A 23,014-nucleotide genomic window follows, 5' to 3' on the forward strand; every position below is an offset into this window, starting at 1 on the left:
TTCACATCCCCAACTTATTTTCTTTGGACCGACGATACAATACAAATGTATGTCCTACCACATGAATGACTTCACTATGGGTATTGGCAGCACATTCAATCGCTGCTTCTCGCACATCAATAGGACTGGTCTTCAATAATTTACATTTTACCAGTTCATGGGCTTCTAAGGCAGCGTCTAAGGTTTCCATCGTATTATAAGATAAGCCGTCTTTGCCGATTTGGAGGATGGCGCGATAGGAATTGGCCATTTTCCGTAATTGTTTCTTTGTTTGTTTATCTACCATTAAATCATTGCCTTTCTAAATGTCACATTGATGCCTTTGTGTACGCGTACATAAATTTGTTGGATATCACCACTCACGCAGAACCAGCCTAAACCGTGAATGACCACATCCATTTTATCATTACCAATCTTTGGTCCATGGAATGTGTGCATGGTAACCAAGCTTGTATCCAAACAAGGCACCAACATTTCATTCAGATGATCATTCCACAATCGATCGGCATCGGCTAGTTTGCCACGATGGATCGCAATCGAACGGGAGAAATACCCAACAATGGATGCTTTGCCATTGGTGACAACATCCAAACGAGCCAAACCACCAGCTGCAAAGGATTGATCTTCATAAATTTGTGATACATACGGACGGACCGGTTTAACTGGAATGACGGTCTTTAAGTCTTTGGGTTGCAGCCAAGCTAATACACTATGGCGATTTTCAATACCCGGGGTATCATAAATGGTATAGCCATCTTGGGGAATTGGAATCAAATCCAAAGTCGTACCGGGATTACGCGAAACCGTTAATTGGCGATCTTCCAATACTTGATTCAACAAGGTACTTTTTCCTACATTGGCCATGCCCATAAAGATGATATCTTTGCCAAAGCTATAGCGTTCAATGGCACGTTCAATTTGATGGATGCTGTGGATCCCTCGATCGGATAGTTTTTTATGTTTTTTGGATGGATCTAAGATTAGATCACCACAAATCAAGATATCGCGAACTACGATTTTTTCTTCTTTGAGTCGATGATCCACAAACGCATAGATCTTTTGATCCGTCACAGTCTTGGGTAAGATATCTCGTTTGGTCAAGATCAAGACAATATCTTTGCCCGGTAATTTTTGATTGAGTCGTGAGATCATACCGCCTTCAAAATCAAAGAGATCCACGATCCAAAAGACAACGCCATCGATCGCATTGATCTTTTCGAAAGTTTGACTGGATTCAATGCCTTGTTGCATGGAAATCGTGACTTGGCCATAATGCGAGATCTTATAACATCGTTCACAATAGGTTGCATCCAGTCGGGGAACATATCCCAAGGCTTCGGGGTCTTCATTTTGAAGTTCAACGCCACACCCTTTACAATATTTGGTCATTCACAACCCTCCTTTTCTAGATTGTACTGAGGCTTTTCAAAATATTCAATTAATTTTTCCGCACTATGGATACCATCAATGGCACTGGTCATGATTCCGCCGGCATATCCGGCCCCTTCACCACTGGGATATACACCAAAAATCGAGCTCATTCCTTGTTCATTGCGAGCGATACGAATCGCACTGGATGAACGGGATTCTACGGCACTCAAGATGGCACCCGAAGAAATAAAACCAGGCACGCGCTTTTCAAAAACTTCTAACGCTTCATGTAAGGCTTGGTTGATGGGTGATGAAAACAAGGTATTTAAATCCACAAATTTAGTTCCTAATGCATAGGTTGGTTGCACCGATCCAAAGCTTGTGGATACTTTATGATCTAAATAGTCACTGGCCAATTGGCAACAAGCGGCATAGCCATCGGCCATTTGATACGCTTTGGCCTCTAGGTTTTCTTGATAGGCAAGGCCACCTAATATTTTAGTGCCATAATCACTTTCATCCACTTGGACCAAGAGAGCACTATTGGCATTGATGCCATCGCGTTTGGCATAGCTCATGCCATTAATTACGGTATGTTTTGGTTCACTGGCGGCTGGAATCACATAGCCACCTGGACACATACAGAAGGTATAGACGCCTTTGTGGTTAGAGGCCATATGCGTTAATTTGTAGCGTGCGGGAATCAAACGGGGATCATGGGCATATTCTTTCAACATGGCTTGATTAATATAATCTTGGCGATGTTCAATGCGTACCCCCACCGCAAAGCGTTTATTAGTTAGTTCCATATGATGGGTATGTAACATAAGGATGGTATCTTTGGCACTATGACCACAAGCCAAGATTAAAGCCGTACATGGATGCCATTGGTTTTGAAACTGAATCGAAACCAATTTTTCATCTTTTACTTGGATGTCTTGTAAAGCCGTATCGAACAAGAACATGCCACCCAATCGTTCGATTTCTTTGCGACACTGTTTGATGATTTCCATAAAAGCGTCCGTCCCAATATGTGGATGTTGATCAATCAAAATCTCGTCTTTGGCACCAAAATGTACCAATTCTTCTAAGACTTTGCGACAACGACTATCTTTGGATCGCGTCGTTAATTTGCCATCGCTGAAGGTACCGGCACCGCCTTCACCAAATTGGACGTTGCATTCGGGATCCAATCGGCCCGTTTGCCAGAATTGATGCACTTTTTGAGTGCGGGTATCCACGTTGGATCCACGTTCCAAGATGATGGGACAATACCCAGCTTGAGCAAGAATCAAAGCAGCAAACATACCAGCTGGTCCAAACCCAACGACAACCGGTCGATTTGGCAAGGGATGGGTCCCACTGGATACGGGTTGGTAGTGTTCATTGGGACGGGGTTGAACGTCTTTATGTCGTAAGTATTTGCGTTCGTGTTTGACTTTGGCATCGATGATATACGAAAAGAAGATCTTTTGTGATCTTGCATCCACACTTTTGCGGTGGATGGACCAAGACAAAAGATCTTTGGTTGGCATATGTAGTTTTTTGAGAAGTTGTGCCTCGATTTCGGATTTGTCTTCCGAGGTACATTTTACTTGAAAAACTCGTATCATAATAAATTATCTAACACCGGATAGCGTTTGTGGTAATGCATCACAAGGCTGGCAAAGGCTTGCGCAAAGGCCAAGGTCAAGAAATAGACAACCAAGTGCGCATGTGGTAACAACGCTAATAATATTTTTGCGAATAAGATATGCGATGTATAAATCAATAAGGATTCATGACGCAATGTCATATAGCTTTCCTTATATGGAAGTTTCCATGTCAATAGACTATTAACCATAAAATACGTAGCTGGCACCAACATCAAATACATACTAGTTAAATCACGAAGGATGCCCATGCGATCATAGATGTGAACTTCTAAGACCAATAAGATAAAACTGATCAACCAACCGACCATCGATACGCGATGTGGTAGGCGACGAGTCTTGCTTAATAATAAGCCGATAGCGACAAACATAGGTCCAAAGAAGATACCATCCCGGGAAGTAACCAACACTTTGGTGAAGAAGCCAAAGAAGAAGGATACATAGGGCATGGTTTCCCAAATTGGTGTATAGACATTGATCAGATAGCCGAAGATATATAAGATCAGCGAAACGATCAATGCGCGTTTCATACTGTGATTTGTATACAACAAATAAATAATATACGTTGCCAACATCAATGCAGGTAAGAACCACAAATGATAATAGGATCCGTTCAAGAGCACATCGCGTAAGTACGCAAAGATGTGATAGATACGGAAGTTGGCGTGGGCATAATCCCAAATGGTGTATGGTAAATAAATGATGGTCCAGGTCAAATAGATCTTGCCTAAACGTTTTTCATAATTAATGAGTGCTTCTTCATTGGCAAGGGTATCATCCGTGATTTTACGAAAGAAGAAAAATCCCGATGCCACAAAGAAGAATGGTACGGCCAAACGGCAAACCGTTTGGATCCAATAGGTATTAAATGTTTGTGAAGCTTCATAGAATGGGTAGGTATGGATGCATACAACCAATAGTGCCGATACGTATTTGGCAATATCGATAGCTCCATATCCCCTTTTTCGTCTTGCCATATTCTCTCTCTTTCCCCTTTTTATCTTTTCTTTAATCGTGGTACACGTGCACCGAGTGTGGATGCCAATTCATTATTGATCGTATGTGCTTTTCGTGTGATCGCATCCATGGTGACATGTTCATTGCCTTGATAACCAATGAGACATACGGTATCCCCTTCTTGTACGTCTTCGACATTGGTTACATCAATCATACATTGATCCATACAAATATTCCCAATCAATGGACAACGTTGGCCATGAACCAACACTTCTAGACCTTGGTTGGAAACTAAGCGTGGCAAGCCATCGGCATAGCCAATGGACATGGTGGCTACTTTGGTTGGTTTGGTGGCAATAAAATGTCGTCCATACGAAACACTCATGCCAGGTTGGATCCATTTGACCACACTGACATTGGCATAGAGTGATAGGATTGGTATAAAATCGGGCTGACTGGCGATGGGAATTTGATCATCGCTGGTTAAGCCTAAAGGCAACAATCCAGGTCGGCAATAGTCATAGCCAAGGTCTTGATAGTTCAAGATGCCATAGCTATTTTGTAGATGCGTCAAGCCTGGGTCAATGCCGTGTTCTTTTAATTGATCAATGACTTCATTAAATAATGCAATTTGTCGTTTGGTGAAAGTGGCTGCATCTTCGCCCAAATCATCACTGACTGGAAAATGAGAAAAGATACCGTCGACTTGTATATGGTCCAAGTGATAGGCTTGAATGATGTCGTCCAAGTGTTTCTCTTGGGGTTGATATAGAATCCCTGTACGATTCATGCCAGTATCGACTTTACAATGGGCATGAATGATCACATTATGTGCCTTTGCATAGGCATTCAGTTTACAGGCATACGCATAGGAACAAAGCGATTGCGTAATGTTTTGTTCGTAAAGATAATGCCAGTGTTCTTCGGGTGTATAGCCTAAGATCAAGATATTTTCTTGGATGCCAGCTTGGCGTAAGCGTAAGGCTTCATCTACACTGGAGACGCCAAAAAAGTCAACGCCCCATGCTTGACAGGCTTTGGCAACAGCAATATCACCATGGCCATAGGCATTGGCTTTGACGATTGCCATAATTTTGGTTTTTCCGACAAGTTTTTGCACTTGGTCTAAATTATGGCCAATGGCATCGTGATCAATTTCGATCCAGGCACGGCTATAGCTCTCTAGCATACGCCAACTTCTCTTTCCATAGCCAATGCAATCAAACGATCGATCAGAGTTGGAAAGGAAATACCAGCTTCAGCCATCATGCTTGGATAGCGTGAGGTAGCGGTAAAGCCAGGAATGGTATTGACTTCATTTAAGACAATGGAGTGATCAGGTTGGACAAACATATCTACCCGGGCCATACCGGTACAGTTCAAAGCACGATACACACGTTTTGCCAAGGTTTGGGCATGATCAAATGTATCTTTATCGATACGGGCTGGACAATAAATATTAGAACCTACCAAATCGTATTTGCCTTCAAAATCGAAGACGCCACGCGTGATTTCGATTTCATCACAAGATCCTGTCACTAATTCGTCATTTCCCATCACGGCACAACCGATTTCAAAGCCTTCGATGGCTTTTTCAATCAAGCATTTGCCACGACCATCGTATTGGAACGCGTCTTTGACAGCTTCTGTATATTGTTCTTTGGTTTCAACTTTATGAACGCCATAACTACTTCCGGCATTGCATGGTTTAATGATCCATGGTAAAGGAATCTTGGCAACAACAGATTCAAAAGCAGGAACTTCTTCGTTTTTGTATAAACAAATGTAGTCGGCACATGGAATATGGGCTTCTTTACAGATAATATGCATGATTTCTTTATCCATGCACATCGCACTGGATAAAACATCACAGCCTACACAATGGATATTCATTAGTTCCATCAAGCCTTGGATGCATCCGTCTTCTCCGTTTTTACCATGTAAGATAGGGAAGGCACAATCGATATCGATTTTCTTTTGTTGGGTTAGATCAAATATGCCTTGATGGACCCAAGCACAGGGTCTGGCTTGTTCTTGCCAATTGTCATGTTCGATATCGTCAATCGATCCATCATATATATAGAATATGCCTTCTTGATCAATGCCAATCATGGTCATTTGATACTTTTCGGCATGAATTTGTCGTAAAAAGCTAGCTGCGGAATGTAACGAAACACTGTATTCAGAACTTTGTCCGCCGAAAATGACGGCCAGATTGATTTTTTTCATTCGTTTTCTCCTTGTTGTAAATCGGTAATAATTTGGTCCATAGCGGTCGCTCTGGATCCTTTCACTAAAATGGCACAATCGGTATCTAAAAATGGTCGCAAGGCTTGAATCAACGATTGTTTGGAGTCAAACCATGTGCCTTGGGCTGCATCGGCCGTATAAAAAGATAAATCACCAACACAGAATACATAGTCAATGCCTAATTGATGGGCATAGGTACCAATTTGTGCATGCAAAGATTTTTCGTTTTCTCCTAGATCGAGCATATCCGATAAAACGGCAATATGACAAGGGGTCGGAATGCTGGATAAAGTATCCAAAGCGACCTTGGCACTTTCGGGATTGGACTTATACGAATCATCAATGATGGTTGCTTGACCAATCGTGATTTGTTGGGTGCGCATCTTTGTCATTTCAATATGCTCCAGACCATATTCTATAGCATTTTCGTCAATTTGTTTAGTCTTTGCGGCATAAATTACGGGTAAAGCGTTTTCAGCTTGAAAGTCTCCTAAAACATTCATGGAAACAGGATTTTCCATGTCGTTGCAGGTAAAGGTAATGCCATCTTTATGATGGATGATATCACCTATAATATAGCTATCTCCATGTGGTCCAAAGGAATGCAAAATGACTTCCCCATGCGGAATTTCGGACAATACGGCATCGATTTCGGGGCAGGTATGATATAAACATAAGGATTTTGTGTGGGTCAAGATTTCCAATTTGCCACGAGCAATATTTTCTTTGGATCCGAAATTTTCCATATGGGCCGAACCAATGCTGGTAATGATGGAAATATCGGGAGAAGCAATGGAACATAAGAAGTTGATGTCGCCTTTGTGTTCCATACCCATTTCTAAAATGGCAATTTCCACATCAGCATCTAGATCTAAAACGGTGAGTGGTAAGCCAATTTCATTGTTGTGGTTGCCCTGGGTCTTTTGGGTTTTGTATTTTTGTGAAAAGACCGAATACAACATATCTTTACAAGAGGTCTTGCCATTGGATCCGGTCACGCCAATCACGGTACAAGATAGACTTTGCATATACGCGCGTGCTAAATCTTGTAAAGCAACGGTGGTATCCTTAACAAGGATAACAGGAAAATCAGGATAGGGTTTATGATCGATTTGCCAAAAGGAAGCGACAGCGCCATTGGTTTTGGCTGAATCTAAAAAAGTATGTCCATCAACGCGTTCACCGATAATCGGAATATAGAGATTACCTGGCTGGACGGTACGTGAATCAATGGATATACCGGAAATAGAAATATCGGAATCTTTACATCCAAAAAGGGATGTATCGAGTGCTTTTGCGATGGTTTGGATGGTTGTTTGAATCATGAAATATACTCCTTGTGCGGCTATTATAGCACATTTTAAGTTATCCATTTCAAATTCCCATTTCATCCCATTTTTCCTTGAAATTTTTTCTTTTTTGATAAAAAAAGTCTACATTTTTCAGATTTTTGTCCATAAAAATCCATTTTTGACCTGTTTTCACATATTTTCCCACAATTTTCACATAAATGGCGTCGCAAGGTGTGATATACTCGTTATAAGCAAGGAGTAGAAGACCTTGCCTGTGTGAATCATCGATTCGATATTCATACAATTTTCTATCCCCTTAATTTTTTGGAGAAGTCAGGCATCCCCTTAGCCTGGCTTTTCCTATTTTTAGGCGTATACTAAAAAATAAGGAGGACATTACATATGTGTATTTTTTGCGATATCGCAGCCGGAAAGATTCCGAGTCATAAATTATATGAAGATGATACGGTCATCGCTTTCTTCGATGTCAATCCAACGAGTTATGGACATTGTCTAGTCGTTCCCAAAGAACATACCGATTCATTCTTGGATTGTCCACCACAACTTCGTGATCATGTCTTTGAAGTTGCGCAACAACTAGCCAACAAATTAGAGGAAAGACTCCATTGTGATGGGATCAACGTGCTTTCCAACATTCATGAAGCAGCGGGTCAGAGCGTACATCATTTCCATGTGCATTTGATTCCTCGCTATGTCAATGATGATCATGTCACGTTAGCGTTTGGTGAAATCCCACCGGTTGATTTTGATGAATTAGAGAAAAAGATGAAGTAAGTCTTCATCTTTTTTTATGCAAGCAATTTTAATCCCGCAACACCAATGACGATCAATCCGATACAAAGGATTTGAAGTCCACTGAGCATTTCATGAAATAATACAACACCAAGTACACTTGTCCCAACAATACCGATACCCGTCCATATCGCATAGGCACTTCTTTTTTAATGCCATGGAAAGCAAGATGGCACTGGCAATATAACCAATGATGATAATCAATGTGGGCAGCGCTTTGGAAAAGCCTTGGGATAGTTTCATCGTCGTTGCCCAAGTAATTTCAAAAATACCAGCTAAGATTAGATACATCCATTCCATATGTCTACCTCCAAAAAAAATACCAGGTCCTTGCATCTTCATTGGCCTACTGATGCAAAGTCCTGGTCATCCACCCGGCGGTGGTTTATTCTTATCTGTATTATAAAGTGGTATGCTTAAAATATGAAGAAGAAATTTTTAGTAATGAGTGATAGTCATGGACAAAATGATTTGGTCCAAGAAGTGATTGACAAGGAATCACCTATCGATGGTTTGATTCATTGTGGCGATATGGAAGAGGCGTTTGGCAAGGATCTTTCTTTTCCAATGTATTTTGTCAAGGGCAATTGTGATTCCAGGCGTATTGGTAAAAAAATTCCATATGAAAGAATCATTGACGTCTGTGGCTATAAGATCTTGATTTGTCATGGACATCTATACCATGTGAAATATTCACTACAAGATTTAATCAATGAAGGGATTTCTCAACAAGTCGATATCATTTGTTTCGGTCATACCCATATTCCTTTAATCACAAAGAAAAAAGGTATCCTGTTGTTAAATCCGGGTAGTCTTGCTTTTCCGGAACGAGGATACCAGAATTCGTACATCGTTTTAACTTTCAGTGAGAACGGCATCCATTATTCATTAAAAGAAGTAATGGAATATTGACCGGCATCGTATTGAAGGATGGTCAATCGGCAGTTTTCGACTTTATCATCGTTTTTCAGGCATTGTTCAAAAAAATTGACATCAATGGCATAAAGTAAAGATAAGATTGAAAAACAATGGGTTACACATAAAATATTAGTATTATCTTGAGCGTGTTGAACGATTCTATCCATCATTTGTTTCATTTGTTTGGAAACCATATCAATGTTGTTGCCACCAATTTTTGTCCAATCATACAACAAAAGTTGTTGCCAAGTACTGCCTTCGGGTTCTGCTTTTAGTTCTAAATCCCCAAAATTCATTTCTTTTAAACCATTGGTTGCAATGATATCGGTGTGCTGATACGCATTGATAAAGGAAGCGGTCATTTGTGCTCGTTTACTAGGTGAACAATAAATCTTAGAAAAAGGAATCGAACGTAATTTCTTTCCTAACAACTTCCCTTGTTCTAAACCAAGAGCAGTTAAAGGTGTATCGGCCCATCCTTGCATCAAACGTTCTACATTGGATTGGGTTTGTCCATGTCGAGTTAAATAGATCTGTATCATAAGCCTACTATATCATAAAAATAACCGCCCGATTGGACGGTTATCGTTTTATTTCATCGTGCGAATGGCGTGATAGCCTTGTTTCACGGCATTGATGATCTTGGTTGGTCGATTGGCATCGCCAACAATGTCAAAATCGATCTTGCCATCCAACTCTTTGATCAGTTGGTTGTTGCTTCTAAAACCAGAAGCAATGATCACAGTATCGCATGGAAGCGTATGGAGATTGGCTTGATCATCTTGATAGATAATGCCATCTTCTTTGATCTCGGTAACTTTGACACCACATACTTTTTGGATGTGTTTTTCATCGATCATGGCACGTAAAGCTTGGTCATTGTTCTTACAATGATCGGCAATCTTTAAAATGTCTGGTAACATTTCCACAATGGTCACATCTTCGGCTTTTTCGGCCATGAAACAAGCCGTTTCACAACCAACTAATCCGCCACCAATCACAACAACATGTTTGCCTGGTTGTACGTTTCCTTCTAGGTATGCCAAGGATTCTTTGGCATATTCAATGCCTTTGATTGGTGGCATAAAACTATGGGCACCCGTAGAAAGGATGACTTTATCATACGAATTGGCTAAAATTTCTTCGGCTGTTGCTTCTTTATGGAAAACAACTTGTACGCCTAATTTTTTCATTTGTGTTTCATAATACGTAATCAAACGAAGCACATCGTGTTTGAATGGTGCGGTTCCAGCTCCCCATAAATTACCGCCAACACGATCCTTCTTTTCCCATACTTCAACAGTATATCCGCGTTTGGCTGCGGTAATAGCGGCTTCCATGCCACCAGCCCCAGCACCAACGATCAACACATTTCGATGGGTATCTTGGGTTTCTGGTAAGGCAAAGGCATCTTCTTCAAAACAAGTTGGATTGACCGAACATACAGGATGTGTACCATTAAAGGCTGAATTCAAACATTCGTTACACCCAATACAAGGAACAATGTCTTCGATATTTCCTTTCTTTACTTTTTCTGGCCAATATGGATCGGCAATTTCTTGATGGCCAAGGGCAATCATATCGCAAATATTTTCTTCAATCATAGATGTAGCTTGACTTGGATCAAATAATTTACCATGTCCCATGACAGGAATCGATACACTGGCTTTGATCTTTTTGATCATTTCGACATTATAGGCATGTTTTTGATAAACGGTTGGAATGGCTTGATACCAAGCTTCATAGACACCGCGATCACAATGTAGGATATCCACACCCGCTTGTTCAAAGATCTTTGCCATTTGAATACCTTCATCCAAGGTACGGAATCCTTCAATGCCTTGGTCGGCCGTAAATTTAACACTGATAGGCATCTTTCCATTGGTATATTTACGAATGGCCGCAATACATTCCAATGGAAAACGCATGCGATTATCAAGGGATCCTCCATATGCATCGGTCCGATGATTCCATTGACTACTCATAAACTGATCCAATAAATAGCCACCATAAGCATGCAGTTCGACCATGTCACCACCCGCTTTATTTACTAACCAAGCTGCAAAGCCAACACGATCGGCTAGATAATGAATATCTTCCACTGACAAGACTTGGCATTTGATCATAGGTGCCCAAAATTCTTCAATTTCACTGGCCGAATACGGTGGATTGGCAGGATTGGGAACGGCTACACGACCGGCACCAGGACTTAATTGGAAACAAACCTTCGCTCCATAGGCATGGACCCGATCAACGAGCATGGCCATGCGTTCGACATGCGCTAATGATGAAATTTCTGGACTAGGGCGTTTGCCGTCATACTTGGTACTCACTACATTGGCACCCGTCATGACCAAGCCCGCACCACCTTTGGCACGTTCTTCAAAATAACGAATGGCATTCAAAGGATACGAACCATCGGCTTCATAGTTGGTATGCATTGGGGCCATCGCAATGCGATTTTTAATGCGTAGATTGCCAATATACATAGGACTAAATAAATTTGACATACTCATTTCCTCCATTATTTACTACATACAGATTATCATTTACTCTAAGTAAAGTAAATGATAAAACATTGCACACTGTACTAATTTTTAATATTCTTAAAGTATGAAAAATAAAACCACAAGAGAAGAAATCTTACACGTTGCCTATGACTGTTTTAAAGCCAAGGGATTTGATGAAGTCAGTGTCGATGACATTTGTAGAAAGGCTGGAATCACTAAGCCCACTTTTTATAAATATATTGATTCCAAAGAATCCATTTTAACGTCTTATTATGATGAAGTCTGTCAAGATATCTATTTGCACTTTTCCCATATCGTCCAAGCCGATACATACTACGAACAATTTCACTTATTTTATGACATGATCATCGATCGTTCCATTGAACTTGGACCAAAATTAATTGCGAAGATGTTAGACCTGAATTTGTCCAAAGATTTCAATAGTTTTGCGACCAGAGATCAACTCTCAAAAATTGTGGAAGTGTTCATTGATAAAGGAAAAAAAGCCAATGAATTCCAATCCAGTGAAGATACCAAAACACTCTATGATGCCTGTAATTTTGCATTCCTAGGCTTGGAATACAAATGGGCCGTTAAACAAGGCCAATTGGATTGGAAACAAGCGTTTTATCAAATAACGGATGCCATCTTACAAGCAAAACCGACATATAAAAGATGAGATTGGATTGCCAATGATGACGATGACTAGGATGGTAGTTGATGTCTGTACAAAGATAAGATACTCTCAAACCTAAAGTATTTTTCATATTGGAAATAATCCGTATTTTTGAAGTTTTAACCACATAATTTTTGAATATAAATGGATCAGACAGGAAAATGAATATGGGATACAAACTCAAATTTGTAGCATTGATTGATGATTTGAATATCTAGACTTCAGGAGGATATTATTATGAAGCTTTATTACATCCTATTTGATTTGATGATGGCCATTCTTTTCTTTTTGATTGGGATATACTTTTATAAATCCAACGGAAAAGCCGCTAATTTTTTAACGGGCTATAATATGAAATCCATAGACGAACGCAAAAAATTCAATGAAGATACATTATGTAAAGACTATGGGAAAAAGATGATGTTGTGGGCTATTCCTTTTTTGATTGGAATTGGCATTGATATATACTCTCCTGGTAAAGGAGTACGTATTGCATGGATACTATGGGTAATCATGCTTATTCAATTATTGATAGAAAGACATCAACTAGAAAATTAGATTTTTAGCTATTCTTGGGATATGAAATAAGACATTTCGTTTTTAAATTGAAAAAGTGGCCAGAATGAAAGCTGGATGGTTAGGTAAAAGTAGTTTTCTGGGACTTACTTATGGTGAAGTCTATACAGTCCTGTCACTAGAAAAGGGCTGGTTAGAATCATTGACAATACAAATGAAGATTATCTCTACCCACCATGGACTATTACGATGCAGGGCTTGATAGGGATAAACAAAGTCCTGAAGTACTTTGATACTTTCTGAAATCGATGCAATGCAGCCCAAACAAAGGATACATCGATGGCATACAATCAAGTTTTCAGATGAACTGCTTTCCAGACCTATGAAACTTTTTTATAAAAGCTGATACTTTGAAAAAGAATGATGAATTTAACAATTGCATTCGTTTTATCAATACAGACATTGAAAAACAAATGAAAGGAGTAGATGGGCATGTACTATAGTAAAGAAGAAGCTGAAAAAGAATATGGCCAGTTATCTGATTTTTATAAAAATGATCCAAAAAGCAAGATATGGGAAGCTGGAGCCATAGGGAGATTTGGTCCTACATTCTTTTCTTTCGACAAGAAAAAAATCTATCAATTTTGGGAAGATTTTCCATGGAACTTGACCGATGAGGAAATTTATATTTTTACGAAAGAAGATCCTACAATGGCAGCATTACGTGGCTGTGAAATCGTTGATGGAAAACTAGTAATCCATGATTTGGAAGGTCAAAACAGCAAAAAGTGATTATGACTTTTCATATTGAGTCTTCGTATATTTATACAAGCATTTATATGAGCCCTATGGAGTACAGGCAAAGTATGGGACCAATTTTAAATAACAAGGTCCAAGAATTTGTCCGCACCCCCAACCCATGTTTGAAGATGGTGGGATATCTTCAATCTGAGAATGAATAGCTGGTCAGTTTTCAGTTGACAAATACATTTATTCCTATGCAATTTATCAAATATATTATCGAGCCATCCCCTGATAATTAGCCTAATCTACGTTTTCTCTTTATCTGTGATTCAAGATTTTTCTCACAACTAATAAATGCAATAGAAAATCCATGCACGTAAAACAAAAAACAACATGATTATCCCAATTATTCTTCTTTAATAAGATTATCTATTTGCTTTCCCATTCGCGTAATCAAAGGAACAACCAAAGCATTCCCCATGCAAAAATAACGTTGTCTATTGGTCATCCCCGTGTTTGTCCAATCATCATCAAATCCTTGCAATCTTTCTGCCTCAATTGGAGTTAATATCCTAAGTCTACCAGTCCATGGATCAGCTACAACATGCGTGCTACGATTCTTTGTACCTTCACTGGTCAACATCGTTCTTCCTGGTTTATCATATGCATCTGGAAATCCAACAGGACCTTCCGAATATACATATTTATGACCATTAGCGGCTACTCTTTCAATTCGTTTTGACCCCTTCATGTATGTCCAATCTTTTAATTGATCAGTGGAAAGATAATATTCTTCATCTACATTCGATTGTAGAATATCTCTCAATACAATCGGTTTTTCTTCGATTTCTTGAACCTTTAGCGTATGTAGCTCTCCATCATGTAAATAACCTGAATTTTCAAATAGGAAACGGAAATTATCTGATACTTCGAGCAAATCTTCTGGAATTTTTGTAGTTTTTATCATTCTTTTGTCAATCGTGTCAACAGGAAATCCTTTTGCGAAAAAACCTTCCGAATCTAAAATACTATCCACAGAACGATTTTTTTGATTCTTAAAATATTTCGTATTTCGTTTATAAGCAAAAATAAAAGTTCTTCGTCTTCTTTGAGCACATCCATATTGAGCAGCATTGATTACTCGCCATTCTACGTCATAATCCAAATTATTTAGACATGCTAATATCATTCCAAAATCTCTTCCTCTTTGTTTGGCTGGTGATTTTAATAACCGGTCGACATTTTCAAATAAACAAAATGGAGGCTGTTTCGCAATGATTGTATCTCTTATTTGCCACCATAAGACACCTTTTTTCCCTTCGATGCCTTTTTCACCCTTTAGTGAATGGGCTACAGAATAGTCTTGACACGGAAATCCGCCAACTAATAGCGTATGGTCTGGAATAGCATTTTTGTCTACTGATGCAATATCGATACCAGTGGTTAATTCACCATTCAAATCTTTTTCATCTCCATAATGGGAAACATAGCAATCATGTGCCCATTGTGTTTTTTTACCAGGTTCCCACTGACTGAACCAAACCGTTTTCCATCCTGAATTTAATTTATCAAAACCGAGTCGGAATCCACCAACACCAGCAAATAATTCTACTATTGTCTTATCCATACCTGCTCCTAGTTTAATATTATAATTGATTTTCGACCATATTGAAAGATCGAATTGAATTTTTATTATAGCATATATTTATAATAAAAGCTTACCTCTCAATCTAGAGAAGCAAGCCATTCATCAATATTATGCATATCTATTAAGCTACGTTTCAAGGTTACCGCTATATCCGATGCTGTTACAATTAAAATCGGATGTCCATCTTCTACCACTTCTTTATAAGCTTGACTATCAACGTAACTTGTTGTAACCATGATGCCAAACTGTCGATACCGAATCCTTGAAATAAGTCTTGACATTTGTTTAACACCAACCGAATTATCTTTAGAATAGCATTTAGCCTCCAAACTACAATCAATTTTCAATGGATAATTCCATTTGCTATTTTGTGAGATTTGGTAATATCCAAATGCATCGCGGCCACCATCTCTCCATGGACGCGTTATCGAAAAATCAAGAAAATTAGGATCCATTTTCTCTATGATATCCACAGCGCAGCTTTCAAAACCAGTTGGATTTTCTTTATAATAGTTCCTAATTTCATCCAAACATTTCAATCCTTCATCACTTGCTTGTAGTTGTTCATATTTAGTTGGTATTTTAATAATTCTTGGAGCTTTCAATGGTTTGATTCCATTCTTACCTTGTTGAATAAATTTTTTCCATGCTTTAGGAGCATATCTAAAATTATTCTTATGATCGTATATCAAAGATTCAATCCATTTCCTAGAAATTGGTTCATCTCCTGTGTCTAATATTGTGAAGTATGACTCATAATTTTGAAATCGATTATCGCCCATAGTTCTCCAGAAAGAAACCAAGTCCTTATCTGGACTAATTTTAGGATTACCTGGAGCAGCTAAACCAAGAAATTGGACATTTCGTGCATGTCCAATGTTAGAACCCTTGTCAAATTTTCGAAATATTAGAAAAGGAGGCATATCTTCTAATGATTCACCACTATTCAACAGTGAAAATACATTTTCGAGTATTAGGTTTCCTTTTTTCTTTGTATCTGTCAACGTTCTTCCTGGCTTACGATTATCTCCATAATATCTAAAGATTCCTGTTTCCTTGTCCAAATAATCCGGCCATTCTAGTTCCTCCATAGTTGTATATAAAATGATATACGCATATTTTCCACTTCCATCTTCCCTCAACTTTTTACGAAAACCACCAGAATTTTCACATTTAGGTATCAATTTATGGAATGGTTCAGAACTGATATTTTTTGACTCTCCACCTTGATAAATACAATCAATTATCAAATCAGTGTATTCTAGTTCTTCAAAGGGCACACTATGATAACCATCAATTCTATTCAATTTCATTATAATATTGCTCCATTTACTCTATGAATCTTTCATTCCTTCCTTTTGTAGTTCGACAAAAGATTCAATTTCTTCCACACAAGCATCTAATTCTTTTTTTACATCATTGCTCCAATAGTGTAGAACGACCCAACCATCTTGACGAAGTAATTTATCAATTGCTTCATCTCTTCGGATATTTTCTTCAATTTTTTCAATCCAATAATCTTTATTTTGATGTAGACGACTCTTATTTTTATCAAAATCTTTTCCATGCCAAAATTCACCATCAACAAAAATAACAATTTTATACTTGGTAAGTACTATGTCTGGTGTTCCCGATAATTTTTTATAATTCAAACGATATCGATAACCTTTATGCCATAATGCTTTCGCCAACATAGACTCTACTTTGCTTTTTTTATGGCTCATTGATTTCATTCGTTTGGATGTTTCCGGTGTGGTTTCTAAATGTCTATGTTTCATATTTATAATAAATCTTTAAGCTGTTTCAATACATACTCTCTATTCAACCAAAAACTTTGTCTGGTCATCCATTCACCATTTGGTAATTCGTCAGCATCTCGTTCTACATTACCAATTTGTACACCATTATTTAGTTTATACGCGGCTTTCTGCGAATGAGGACGAATATGTATAATTTTAGTATCTTTTTGTCCCGGCAAATTATTTTTAATGTTCATTTTTCCGGAATCGCTATTGGTAATTTCAAATTTTACACCGTTTTTTATAATATTTTGATATTGGCCCCATTCTTCATGAACCACTTTATTCAAATCATGATATGGCATATGCCAAAGTTTGGCGCCTTTAAGTTTATATCTATTACCTGACTTTTTGAAAACAACAAATAGGAATTGAGTTGCTTCAAAATATTCATATACAGTTGAATCTTCCCAATTTTCGTTTACAAGCTCTTTTGCTTTAAAAGGAGCAAAAGACATGCTTTCTTTATTTTTCCCATTCTCTTCTATACGAATTGTTTTAACAACAATATTTGCTTTTTCAAGTTCTGCAGCATGATTCCCTTTGATTCCTAGCATTCGAAATGAAAGATCTTTCCATTGCGCTTTGTTATTGTTGTATTCACGATTGTATTCTTTACAAAGTTCCTCATCCGTTTGACCAATGTGTCGATTGATTAATTTTAAAATATAATCCTGAACAGTAGAATCAATCTTTTCTTTAACAATCGATTCATAGGGCACATTATTTTTGAGAATATAATTTTTTAAAACGAAGTTCATATAAGCCGTTTTAAAACAATAATTACGTTTTTTTGCAGGCTCATGATCACCATAATATTGTGGCCGCATGCTCTTTTTAGCAGTTGCTCCCTTTGTACAAGCGCCTAAATACATTGTATCGCCTTCGCTAAGTTCATGTGCTTTTCCTTGTTTTATCTTGTTGTTAATAGCATTATAATCATCAATAATTATCTTTAGATCTTCTTTTGGTGGCGTAAATAAGTTTACAAATTCAATCATATAGTCCAATCGATCAATTGATTTATCTCGGAGATATTGTATTAACAATATTCGTTTTATTTTTTCCCAAACATGACTTTTATAAAAATTATCTTCAACCGGTTCCTCAAATGAAATATTGGTAATTGATAATCGTTCCCCAGCTCTATATCCACCATTATTTTTCTTTTCAATCGGGGTAGATTTTAATTCAACACCAACATCAAAAAAATCAGCATGTGGGTCGCTATTTGGTTTATATCCAAAATAACAATTTTCTAATAATCCTCCTAATTGACCTTTAGCTTTTGGATTATAAATATAACCAGGATCCTTGTTTAAATATGAGATATTAGGTGAATCATTAACTTTCGTACGTAAATGATGAAAATCATCATAGGTCTTATACATTGAATCTTTATATTCATCAAGTACTTCCCGAAACGTCATACCTTCTAACTTTTTTGCATAATCATAAATACTTTTTTCGTTTTTATTATTATAATCAAATAACATAAATCATCACTCGATTCATTATATTTCACCTTTAATGGAGAGGGGGTGCGGACAAATTCTTGGACCTTGTTATTTCAAATTAGTCCCAGACTTTGCCTGTACTCCATAGGGCTCAAATAACCCAACGATGCTTTTATTCTTTTGGTATTGTACCATATGATATAATCATTGATAATCTCTACAAACGTTTCAATTGTTACACCAACAAAATTTCGGCCATAAAACATCTCATTCTTCATCCTGCCAAAGAATCCTTCACATGCCGAATTATCCGGTGAGCAACCTTTCTTAGACATGCTTCTGGTATATCCATACTTATTCATTCTATTAATCCATCCAGGCCATCGGTAATGACACCCCCCCGATCGCTATGAACTATTGGTTTCTCATCTTCTTTTAGCTTAGAATGATAATCATCCAACATGCTATTGACCAAATCTGCATTAGGGTTGGTACTTACTGTACAACTTGATATCATTCCATCAAAACAGTCTACTATTGGTGAAAGATATACTTTTCCTGCAGGTATTGAGAATTCTGTGATATCTGTCAGCACCTTTTCATTGGGTTTTTCTGAATGAAAATCTCTATTGATAATATTCTCTGCCGCTTCACTTATTTCTCCTTGATAGGAGCTATACTTCTTGTGTTTTCTGACTTTTACTACTAGATTATTATCTTTCATGATTTGTCTTACTATTTTTTCAGATACAATGATATTATCTTTTCTCAGTAGTGAATGGATCCTTCTATAACCGTATCTTTCCTTGTTTTCTTTGAATAATTTAATAATTTTTACCTTTATTGCCTCATATTTATAAGGTGATTGCTGTATCTTGTGCTGATAAAAGTAACTGCTCTTGGATATCTGAAGTTTTGCAAGAAGCAGGGACAATGCATATTTATTCCTTAGGGCATCGATTATCATTGTCTTCTCTGCGTTTTTCAGTCTTAACAGATCGATGCCCTGATCTTTTTTTAATATTTCTATTGTCTGTCTTAATATATCGTTTTCTAGCTCCAGATCTCTTATCTTAGCTGCCAGTTCAATATTATTATCGGAACCCTTATCAGCATCTTCATTAACGATCAAAGTTCCTCTTGGCAAATCTTTCTTTTTATTCATTATCGCCGCTGCACCTCCAGATAAATACAGCTTTCTCCAACTATAAATACTCGTCCTTGAATATCCGTATTCTTCTGATATTGATTTTATGTCTTCTCCTTCTTCAAAGCAACGGTGAAGTATTTCAAGTTTTATTTCTAATGATGGATGACGCCTGTGCCCTGGTGAATCTGTAGCATCATATTTCTTGCGTTTCTTTTCGATATCTCGATTCTTGATCCAAGTATACATATTTTGTCTGCTTGGATATCCGAGTTTATGAATTACCTTAGCTATCGATCCAGTTTCATCATACAATTGAAGTGCTTTCTTTTTCTCTTCCTCCGTAAACGACATTTTTCTTCCTCCCTGNATCCGAGTTTATGAATTACCTTAGCTATCGATCCAGTTTCATCATACAATTGAAGTGCTTTCTTTTTCTCTTCCTCCGTAAACGACATTTTTCTTCCTCCCTGTCATCGTCGGTCCAAGAATTTGTCCGCACCCCCATTTGTCAAATCCAGAAATCAAAAATATCTACAATTGTTTCCGAGATTCGTCATCTTCAATAAACAGTTTAAATACACAAGCGCTTTCCGAAAATGCCAAAGAGCTAGAAGAAAAGAATTTATATGATGTCTTATCGAGCACCATCCAACAACAGTTGATTTTTTTAGATGCAAATAAGATATTACCTATTCTTAATGATATATATTCAAATATAGTCAAAGATCTAGATTTAGACTTTTCTAATTCCCTCTTAACAGCCTTTTTGATGCATACAAGCTTTATGCTCGAAAGATTGATAAAAAAGCAACCGCTAGCCTATAAACATCTGAATACATTACAACGCAAATACAGTAATATCTATAATGTTGTCTACGAGCATTTTTTAGTAATCAAAGACATATTTTATTGTGAGATATACGAAACGGAACTAGCCTATATTGTTGAAATGTTTGCTGAATTTGCTGAATCGAAAAAAACAAGCTAATTTTATTTAACAGCATATTGCCGTTAAATAAAAAAAGCGTAAGCTGAAGATCATGCCCCAGCTTACACAATGGCTTCAAAATCTGAAATAAAAGATAATCTACACAATACATTACTAAATTATAATATCATTCCGAAAACAAATTTGTTTCCATCGGATGATCTTGTTGTCGTTTTGAAATGATATCCTGTTCAATAGCTTTGATTGATTTAGCCATGTTTTTTCTTGTCTTCGCGTCATTATTCATGGCCTTTAATCGCATCCTTAAATTTTTAGCAACGATATCTTCCTCGTATTCAACGTCACATACAAAGTCTTTCTTGTGGCGAATTCGATAATCAACAAACCGTGTACCTTTACTTGTTGTGTAAATGATCTTTATTCGTTTTGGTCGGTCGTATTCAGCAATTGTAAAGGAATAACTTCGGTTTTCCTCTTGATTTTGAATAGATTTTTTTAATACCAATCCTTTATAAAAATCTTGTATACGTACATCTCCAAAACCTTGTTTTTTAATCTCTTGGCGAAAAAGCTTAACAATATAATCAAATAATTCTTCATCACTTACATTTAATTTTCGGTTTATGATCATTTCATCACCACCTTCCTATTCATTACTTTGTTTCATTTAATTCAGCAATCATAGATGCTGCCATCGTTTTTAAAATGATACAACAAGATGTAGCTCCTGCATCCAAGAAGCCTTTACTGCGTTCCCCTAGCCGTGCTGCACGACCAATCTTAGCAACCATATTTTTCGTGTTTTCTTTTCCTTCTTCGGCTGCATCGGAAAGAATTTCTAAACACGTCGCAAAATCTTCATTTTGATTGACGGCTTTTTGAAATGCCTCTTTAGCTGGATATACTGTATCAATCAACGTTTTATCACCAACTTTGGCACCTGCAAGATCCATGAGCCCTTCTGTAGCATTATTCAACGCTTGTGCTAAAACATATTTATCAACGATATCGTTTTTACAAATTACCTTTGATAAACGATTAAAGAATGTACCATAAATAGGTCCCATACTTCCCCCAATATCCATCACTAGGGTTCGTCCTAAGATCTTTAAAGCATCCGAGAAACTCATCTCTTCATTGATTCGCTCTTTTGCCATTAAGAATCCTTTGTTCATATTGACGCCATGATCCCCATCACCGGTAGCACCATCGACTTCACTTAGGTAAGCAGCATTTTCATGAATAGCCTGGATCATATCTAATACAATTTTGGCATTTTTTTCATTCTTTATTTGTTCCATATTCTACTCCGCTTGTACCAATCCCATCGTATTTACGTCCATATCTATACATTCTTTTAGCTCATCGTCTAGTTCCATCAAAGAAAGAGTGATTCCATTCATTTCCAATGATGTGAAGTAATTACCAACATAGGATTTATAAATACGGATTCCTTTTTCAGTCAATAATTTTTCTACTTCATTATAATAAATATACTGTTCCATAACAGGTGTCGATCCCAAACCAGACACCAACACAACCACTTCATCGCGATTTTGGAACGGTAGGTCATTCACTACCATTTCCACCATCTCTTTGGCCATGTCTTTGGCTGTACCTAATGGTTCCACTTTGATACCCGGTTCGCCATGATGGCCAATCCCAAATTCCATTGTTCCTGGTTTGATTTCAAAATTTGGCTTGCCATTCGCTGGAATTGTGCAAGAACTCAATCCAACACCAATGCTTCGTGTATGATCGATAGCTTTTTGGGATACGCGGATAACTTCATCCAAAGAAGCACCTTTGGCAGCCATAGCACCCCCTACTTTCCACATCAAGATTTCACCGGCTACCCCACGTCGTTTTTCTCTTTCCGTTTTAGGTGCACTCGCCACATCATCGTTGGCAACGACCGTTTTGACTTCGATATCATCATCATCTGCCAATTCCATTGCCAGTTTTACATTCATATTATCGCCTGCATAGTTTCCATACAGACATGCAACGCCCATACCTTGATCGACTTCACGAAAGCAATCATAGAATGATTTGGCCGTAGGAGATGAAAAAATTTCACCAATCGCTACAGCATCTACCATATTTTTTCCACAATATCCAATAAAAGCTGGTTTATGTCCACTTCCGCCACCAGTAACAATACCAACACGTGGTTTGTTTTTTGCGGTATTTGATACAACTACACGAGGATTATCCGATGAAACATGAAGAATATCTTTATGACATTTCACAAAACCTTCCAACATATCTTCAACAACTAAATTTGGGTCATTTATTATTCTTTGCATGAC

General features: G+C 37.7%; 27 protein-coding genes. 6 read left to right on the forward strand and 21 right to left on the reverse strand.

Annotated elements, in window-relative coordinates:
• Position 1: 1 nt before the first annotated feature.
• The 8 genes from EDX97_RS10405 to EDX97_RS10440 are packed head-to-tail and all read right to left on the reverse strand — an operon-like array spanning position 2 to position 7,826.
• Positions 2-286 (reverse strand): YhbY family RNA-binding protein, encoded by a 285-nt coding sequence (locus EDX97_RS10405; protein ID WP_128521089.1) that lies wholly within the window; start codon positions 284-286, stop codon positions 2-4.
• On the reverse strand, positions 286-1,389 hold the full coding sequence (locus EDX97_RS10410; protein ID WP_128521090.1) for a GTPase: 1,104 nt from the start codon (positions 1,387-1,389) through the stop codon (positions 286-288). The genes EDX97_RS10405 and EDX97_RS10410 overlap by 1 nt, the downstream gene beginning before the upstream one ends.
• Positions 1,386-2,984: an NAD(P)/FAD-dependent oxidoreductase gene (locus tag EDX97_RS10415; RefSeq protein ID WP_128521091.1), complete on the reverse strand. Its 1,599-nt coding sequence runs from the start codon at positions 2,982-2,984 to the stop codon at positions 1,386-1,388. The genes EDX97_RS10410 and EDX97_RS10415 overlap by 4 nt, the downstream gene beginning before the upstream one ends.
• Positions 2,981-4,000, reverse strand: coding sequence for an acyltransferase family protein (locus EDX97_RS10420; RefSeq protein WP_128521092.1), 1,020 nt, complete (start codon positions 3,998-4,000; stop codon positions 2,981-2,983). The genes EDX97_RS10415 and EDX97_RS10420 overlap by 4 nt, the downstream gene beginning before the upstream one ends.
• Positions 4,001-4,020: 20 nt before the next feature.
• A complete protein-coding gene (alr, locus tag EDX97_RS10425) occupies positions 4,021-5,169 on the reverse strand; it encodes an alanine racemase (protein WP_128521093.1) in 1,149 nt (382 codons plus the stop codon).
• Positions 5,163-6,209, reverse strand: coding sequence for a D-alanine--D-alanine ligase family protein (locus EDX97_RS10430; RefSeq protein ID WP_128521094.1), 1,047 nt, complete (start codon positions 6,207-6,209; stop codon positions 5,163-5,165). The genes alr and EDX97_RS10430 overlap by 7 nt, the downstream gene beginning before the upstream one ends.
• Positions 6,206-7,555 (reverse strand): UDP-N-acetylmuramoyl-tripeptide--D-alanyl-D-alanine ligase, encoded by a 1,350-nt coding sequence (locus EDX97_RS10435; RefSeq protein ID WP_128521095.1) that lies wholly within the window; start codon positions 7,553-7,555, stop codon positions 6,206-6,208. Before EDX97_RS10435 ends, EDX97_RS10430 begins: the two co-directional genes overlap by 4 nt.
• 49 nt (positions 7,556-7,604) lie before the next feature.
• Positions 7,605-7,826: a hypothetical protein gene (locus EDX97_RS10440; RefSeq protein ID WP_128521096.1), complete on the reverse strand. Its 222-nt coding sequence runs from the start codon at positions 7,824-7,826 to the stop codon at positions 7,605-7,607.
• A 98-nt stretch (positions 7,827-7,924) separates the two neighbouring features.
• Here EDX97_RS10440 and EDX97_RS10445 point away from each other — a divergent pair, with 98 nt between their 5' ends.
• Positions 7,925-8,317 carry an HIT family protein gene (locus EDX97_RS10445; protein ID WP_128521097.1) on the forward strand — a complete coding sequence of 131 codons (393 nt, stop codon included), beginning with the start codon at positions 7,925-7,927 and terminating at the stop codon, positions 8,315-8,317.
• Positions 8,318-8,331: 14 nt separating this feature from the next.
• Here EDX97_RS10445 and EDX97_RS12275 read toward each other — a convergent pair whose 3' ends face one another.
• Positions 8,332-8,466, reverse strand: a complete 135-nt coding sequence (locus EDX97_RS12275; RefSeq protein WP_221175947.1) for an SMR family transporter — start codon at positions 8,464-8,466, stop codon at positions 8,332-8,334.
• The gene (locus EDX97_RS10450; RefSeq protein WP_221175941.1) at positions 8,408-8,635 is read right to left on the reverse strand and encodes a DMT family transporter; all 228 of its coding nucleotides are present in this window, start codon (positions 8,633-8,635) and stop codon (positions 8,408-8,410) included. The genes EDX97_RS12275 and EDX97_RS10450 overlap by 59 nt, the downstream gene beginning before the upstream one ends.
• A gap of 123 nt (positions 8,636-8,758) precedes the next feature.
• On the opposite strand from EDX97_RS10450, the gene EDX97_RS10455 reads away from it, so the two are divergent.
• A complete protein-coding gene (locus tag EDX97_RS10455) occupies positions 8,759-9,247 on the forward strand; it encodes a metallophosphoesterase family protein (RefSeq protein WP_128521098.1) in 489 nt (162 codons plus the stop codon).
• Here the strand turns inward: EDX97_RS10455 and EDX97_RS10460 are convergent.
• Both EDX97_RS10460 and EDX97_RS10465 read right to left on the reverse strand, forming a co-directional pair.
• Positions 9,217-9,795 (reverse strand): histidine phosphatase family protein, encoded by a 579-nt coding sequence (locus tag EDX97_RS10460; RefSeq protein WP_128521099.1) that lies wholly within the window; start codon positions 9,793-9,795, stop codon positions 9,217-9,219. The genes EDX97_RS10455 and EDX97_RS10460 overlap by 31 nt on opposite strands.
• A 48-nt stretch (positions 9,796-9,843) precedes the next feature.
• Positions 9,844-11,763: an oxidoreductase gene (locus EDX97_RS10465; RefSeq protein ID WP_128521100.1), complete on the reverse strand. Its 1,920-nt coding sequence runs from the start codon at positions 11,761-11,763 to the stop codon at positions 9,844-9,846.
• Between the two features lie 103 nt (positions 11,764-11,866).
• Between EDX97_RS10465 and EDX97_RS10470 the strand changes: the two genes are divergently transcribed.
• The 3 genes from EDX97_RS10470 (at position 11,867) to EDX97_RS10480 (ending at position 13,747) form a co-directional block, all read left to right on the forward strand.
• On the forward strand, positions 11,867-12,442 hold the full coding sequence (locus tag EDX97_RS10470) for a TetR/AcrR family transcriptional regulator (RefSeq protein ID WP_128521101.1): 576 nt from the start codon (positions 11,867-11,869) through the stop codon (positions 12,440-12,442).
• Between the two features lie 234 nt (positions 12,443-12,676).
• Positions 12,677-12,997, forward strand: coding sequence for a DUF3784 domain-containing protein (locus EDX97_RS10475; RefSeq protein ID WP_128521102.1), 321 nt, complete (start codon positions 12,677-12,679; stop codon positions 12,995-12,997).
• A gap of 450 nt (positions 12,998-13,447) precedes the next feature.
• A complete protein-coding gene (locus EDX97_RS10480; protein ID WP_128521103.1) occupies positions 13,448-13,747 on the forward strand; it encodes a DUF7675 family protein in 300 nt (99 codons plus the stop codon).
• A 358-nt stretch (positions 13,748-14,105) separates the two neighbouring features.
• On the opposite strand, the gene dcm is transcribed toward EDX97_RS10480, so the two are convergent.
• From dcm to EDX97_RS10505, 6 genes are all read right to left on the reverse strand, one after another.
• Positions 14,106-15,326, reverse strand: a complete 1,221-nt coding sequence (dcm, locus tag EDX97_RS10485; RefSeq protein WP_128521104.1) for a DNA (cytosine-5-)-methyltransferase — start codon at positions 15,324-15,326, stop codon at positions 14,106-14,108.
• Between the two features lie 98 nt (positions 15,327-15,424).
• Positions 15,425-16,660, reverse strand: coding sequence for a restriction endonuclease (locus tag EDX97_RS10490; protein WP_128521105.1), 1,236 nt, complete (start codon positions 16,658-16,660; stop codon positions 15,425-15,427).
• A gap of 21 nt (positions 16,661-16,681) precedes the next feature.
• Positions 16,682-17,125: a very short patch repair endonuclease gene (locus tag EDX97_RS10495; protein ID WP_128521106.1), complete on the reverse strand. Its 444-nt coding sequence runs from the start codon at positions 17,123-17,125 to the stop codon at positions 16,682-16,684.
• A 2-nt stretch (positions 17,126-17,127) separates the two neighbouring features.
• Positions 17,128-18,642: a Sau3AI family type II restriction endonuclease gene (locus tag EDX97_RS10500; RefSeq protein WP_128521107.1), complete on the reverse strand. Its 1,515-nt coding sequence runs from the start codon at positions 18,640-18,642 to the stop codon at positions 17,128-17,130.
• Between the two features lie 74 nt (positions 18,643-18,716).
• Entirely contained in the window at positions 18,717-18,965 is a 249-nt protein-coding gene (locus EDX97_RS11925; RefSeq protein WP_221175929.1) for an IS3 family transposase, read from the reverse strand.
• On the reverse strand, positions 18,962-20,119 hold a 1,158-nt coding region (locus EDX97_RS10505; protein ID WP_221175942.1), incomplete at its 5' end, for an IS3 family transposase. The genes EDX97_RS10505 and EDX97_RS11925, both read right to left, overlap by 4 nt.
• 139 nt (positions 20,120-20,258) lie before the next feature.
• Between EDX97_RS10505 and EDX97_RS10510 the strand changes: the two genes are divergently transcribed.
• On the forward strand, positions 20,259-20,741 hold the full coding sequence (locus tag EDX97_RS10510) for a PRD domain-containing protein (RefSeq protein WP_183164345.1): 483 nt from the start codon (positions 20,259-20,261) through the stop codon (positions 20,739-20,741).
• A 127-nt stretch (positions 20,742-20,868) separates the two neighbouring features.
• Here the strand turns inward: EDX97_RS10510 and EDX97_RS10515 are convergent, their stop codons facing one another.
• Genes EDX97_RS10515 through EDX97_RS10525 form a run of 3 tightly spaced genes read right to left on the reverse strand, consistent with a single transcriptional unit; the run spans position 20,869 to position 23,011 of the window.
• Positions 20,869-21,333, reverse strand: coding sequence for a DUF3284 domain-containing protein (locus EDX97_RS10515; RefSeq protein WP_128521109.1), 465 nt, complete (start codon positions 21,331-21,333; stop codon positions 20,869-20,871).
• Positions 21,334-21,355: 22 nt separating this feature from the next.
• On the reverse strand, positions 21,356-22,003 hold the full coding sequence (gene dhaL / locus EDX97_RS10520) for a dihydroxyacetone kinase subunit DhaL (protein WP_128521110.1): 648 nt from the start codon (positions 22,001-22,003) through the stop codon (positions 21,356-21,358).
• 3 nt (positions 22,004-22,006) lie between these two features.
• Positions 22,007-23,011: a dihydroxyacetone kinase subunit DhaK gene (locus EDX97_RS10525; RefSeq protein WP_128521111.1), complete on the reverse strand. Its 1,005-nt coding sequence runs from the start codon at positions 23,009-23,011 to the stop codon at positions 22,007-22,009.
• Positions 23,012-23,014 lie beyond the last annotated feature (3 nt).

This window comes from Absicoccus porci, from assembly GCF_003725415.1.
Classification (GTDB): Bacteria; Bacillota_I; Bacilli_A; order Erysipelotrichales; family Erysipelotrichaceae; genus Absicoccus; species Absicoccus porci.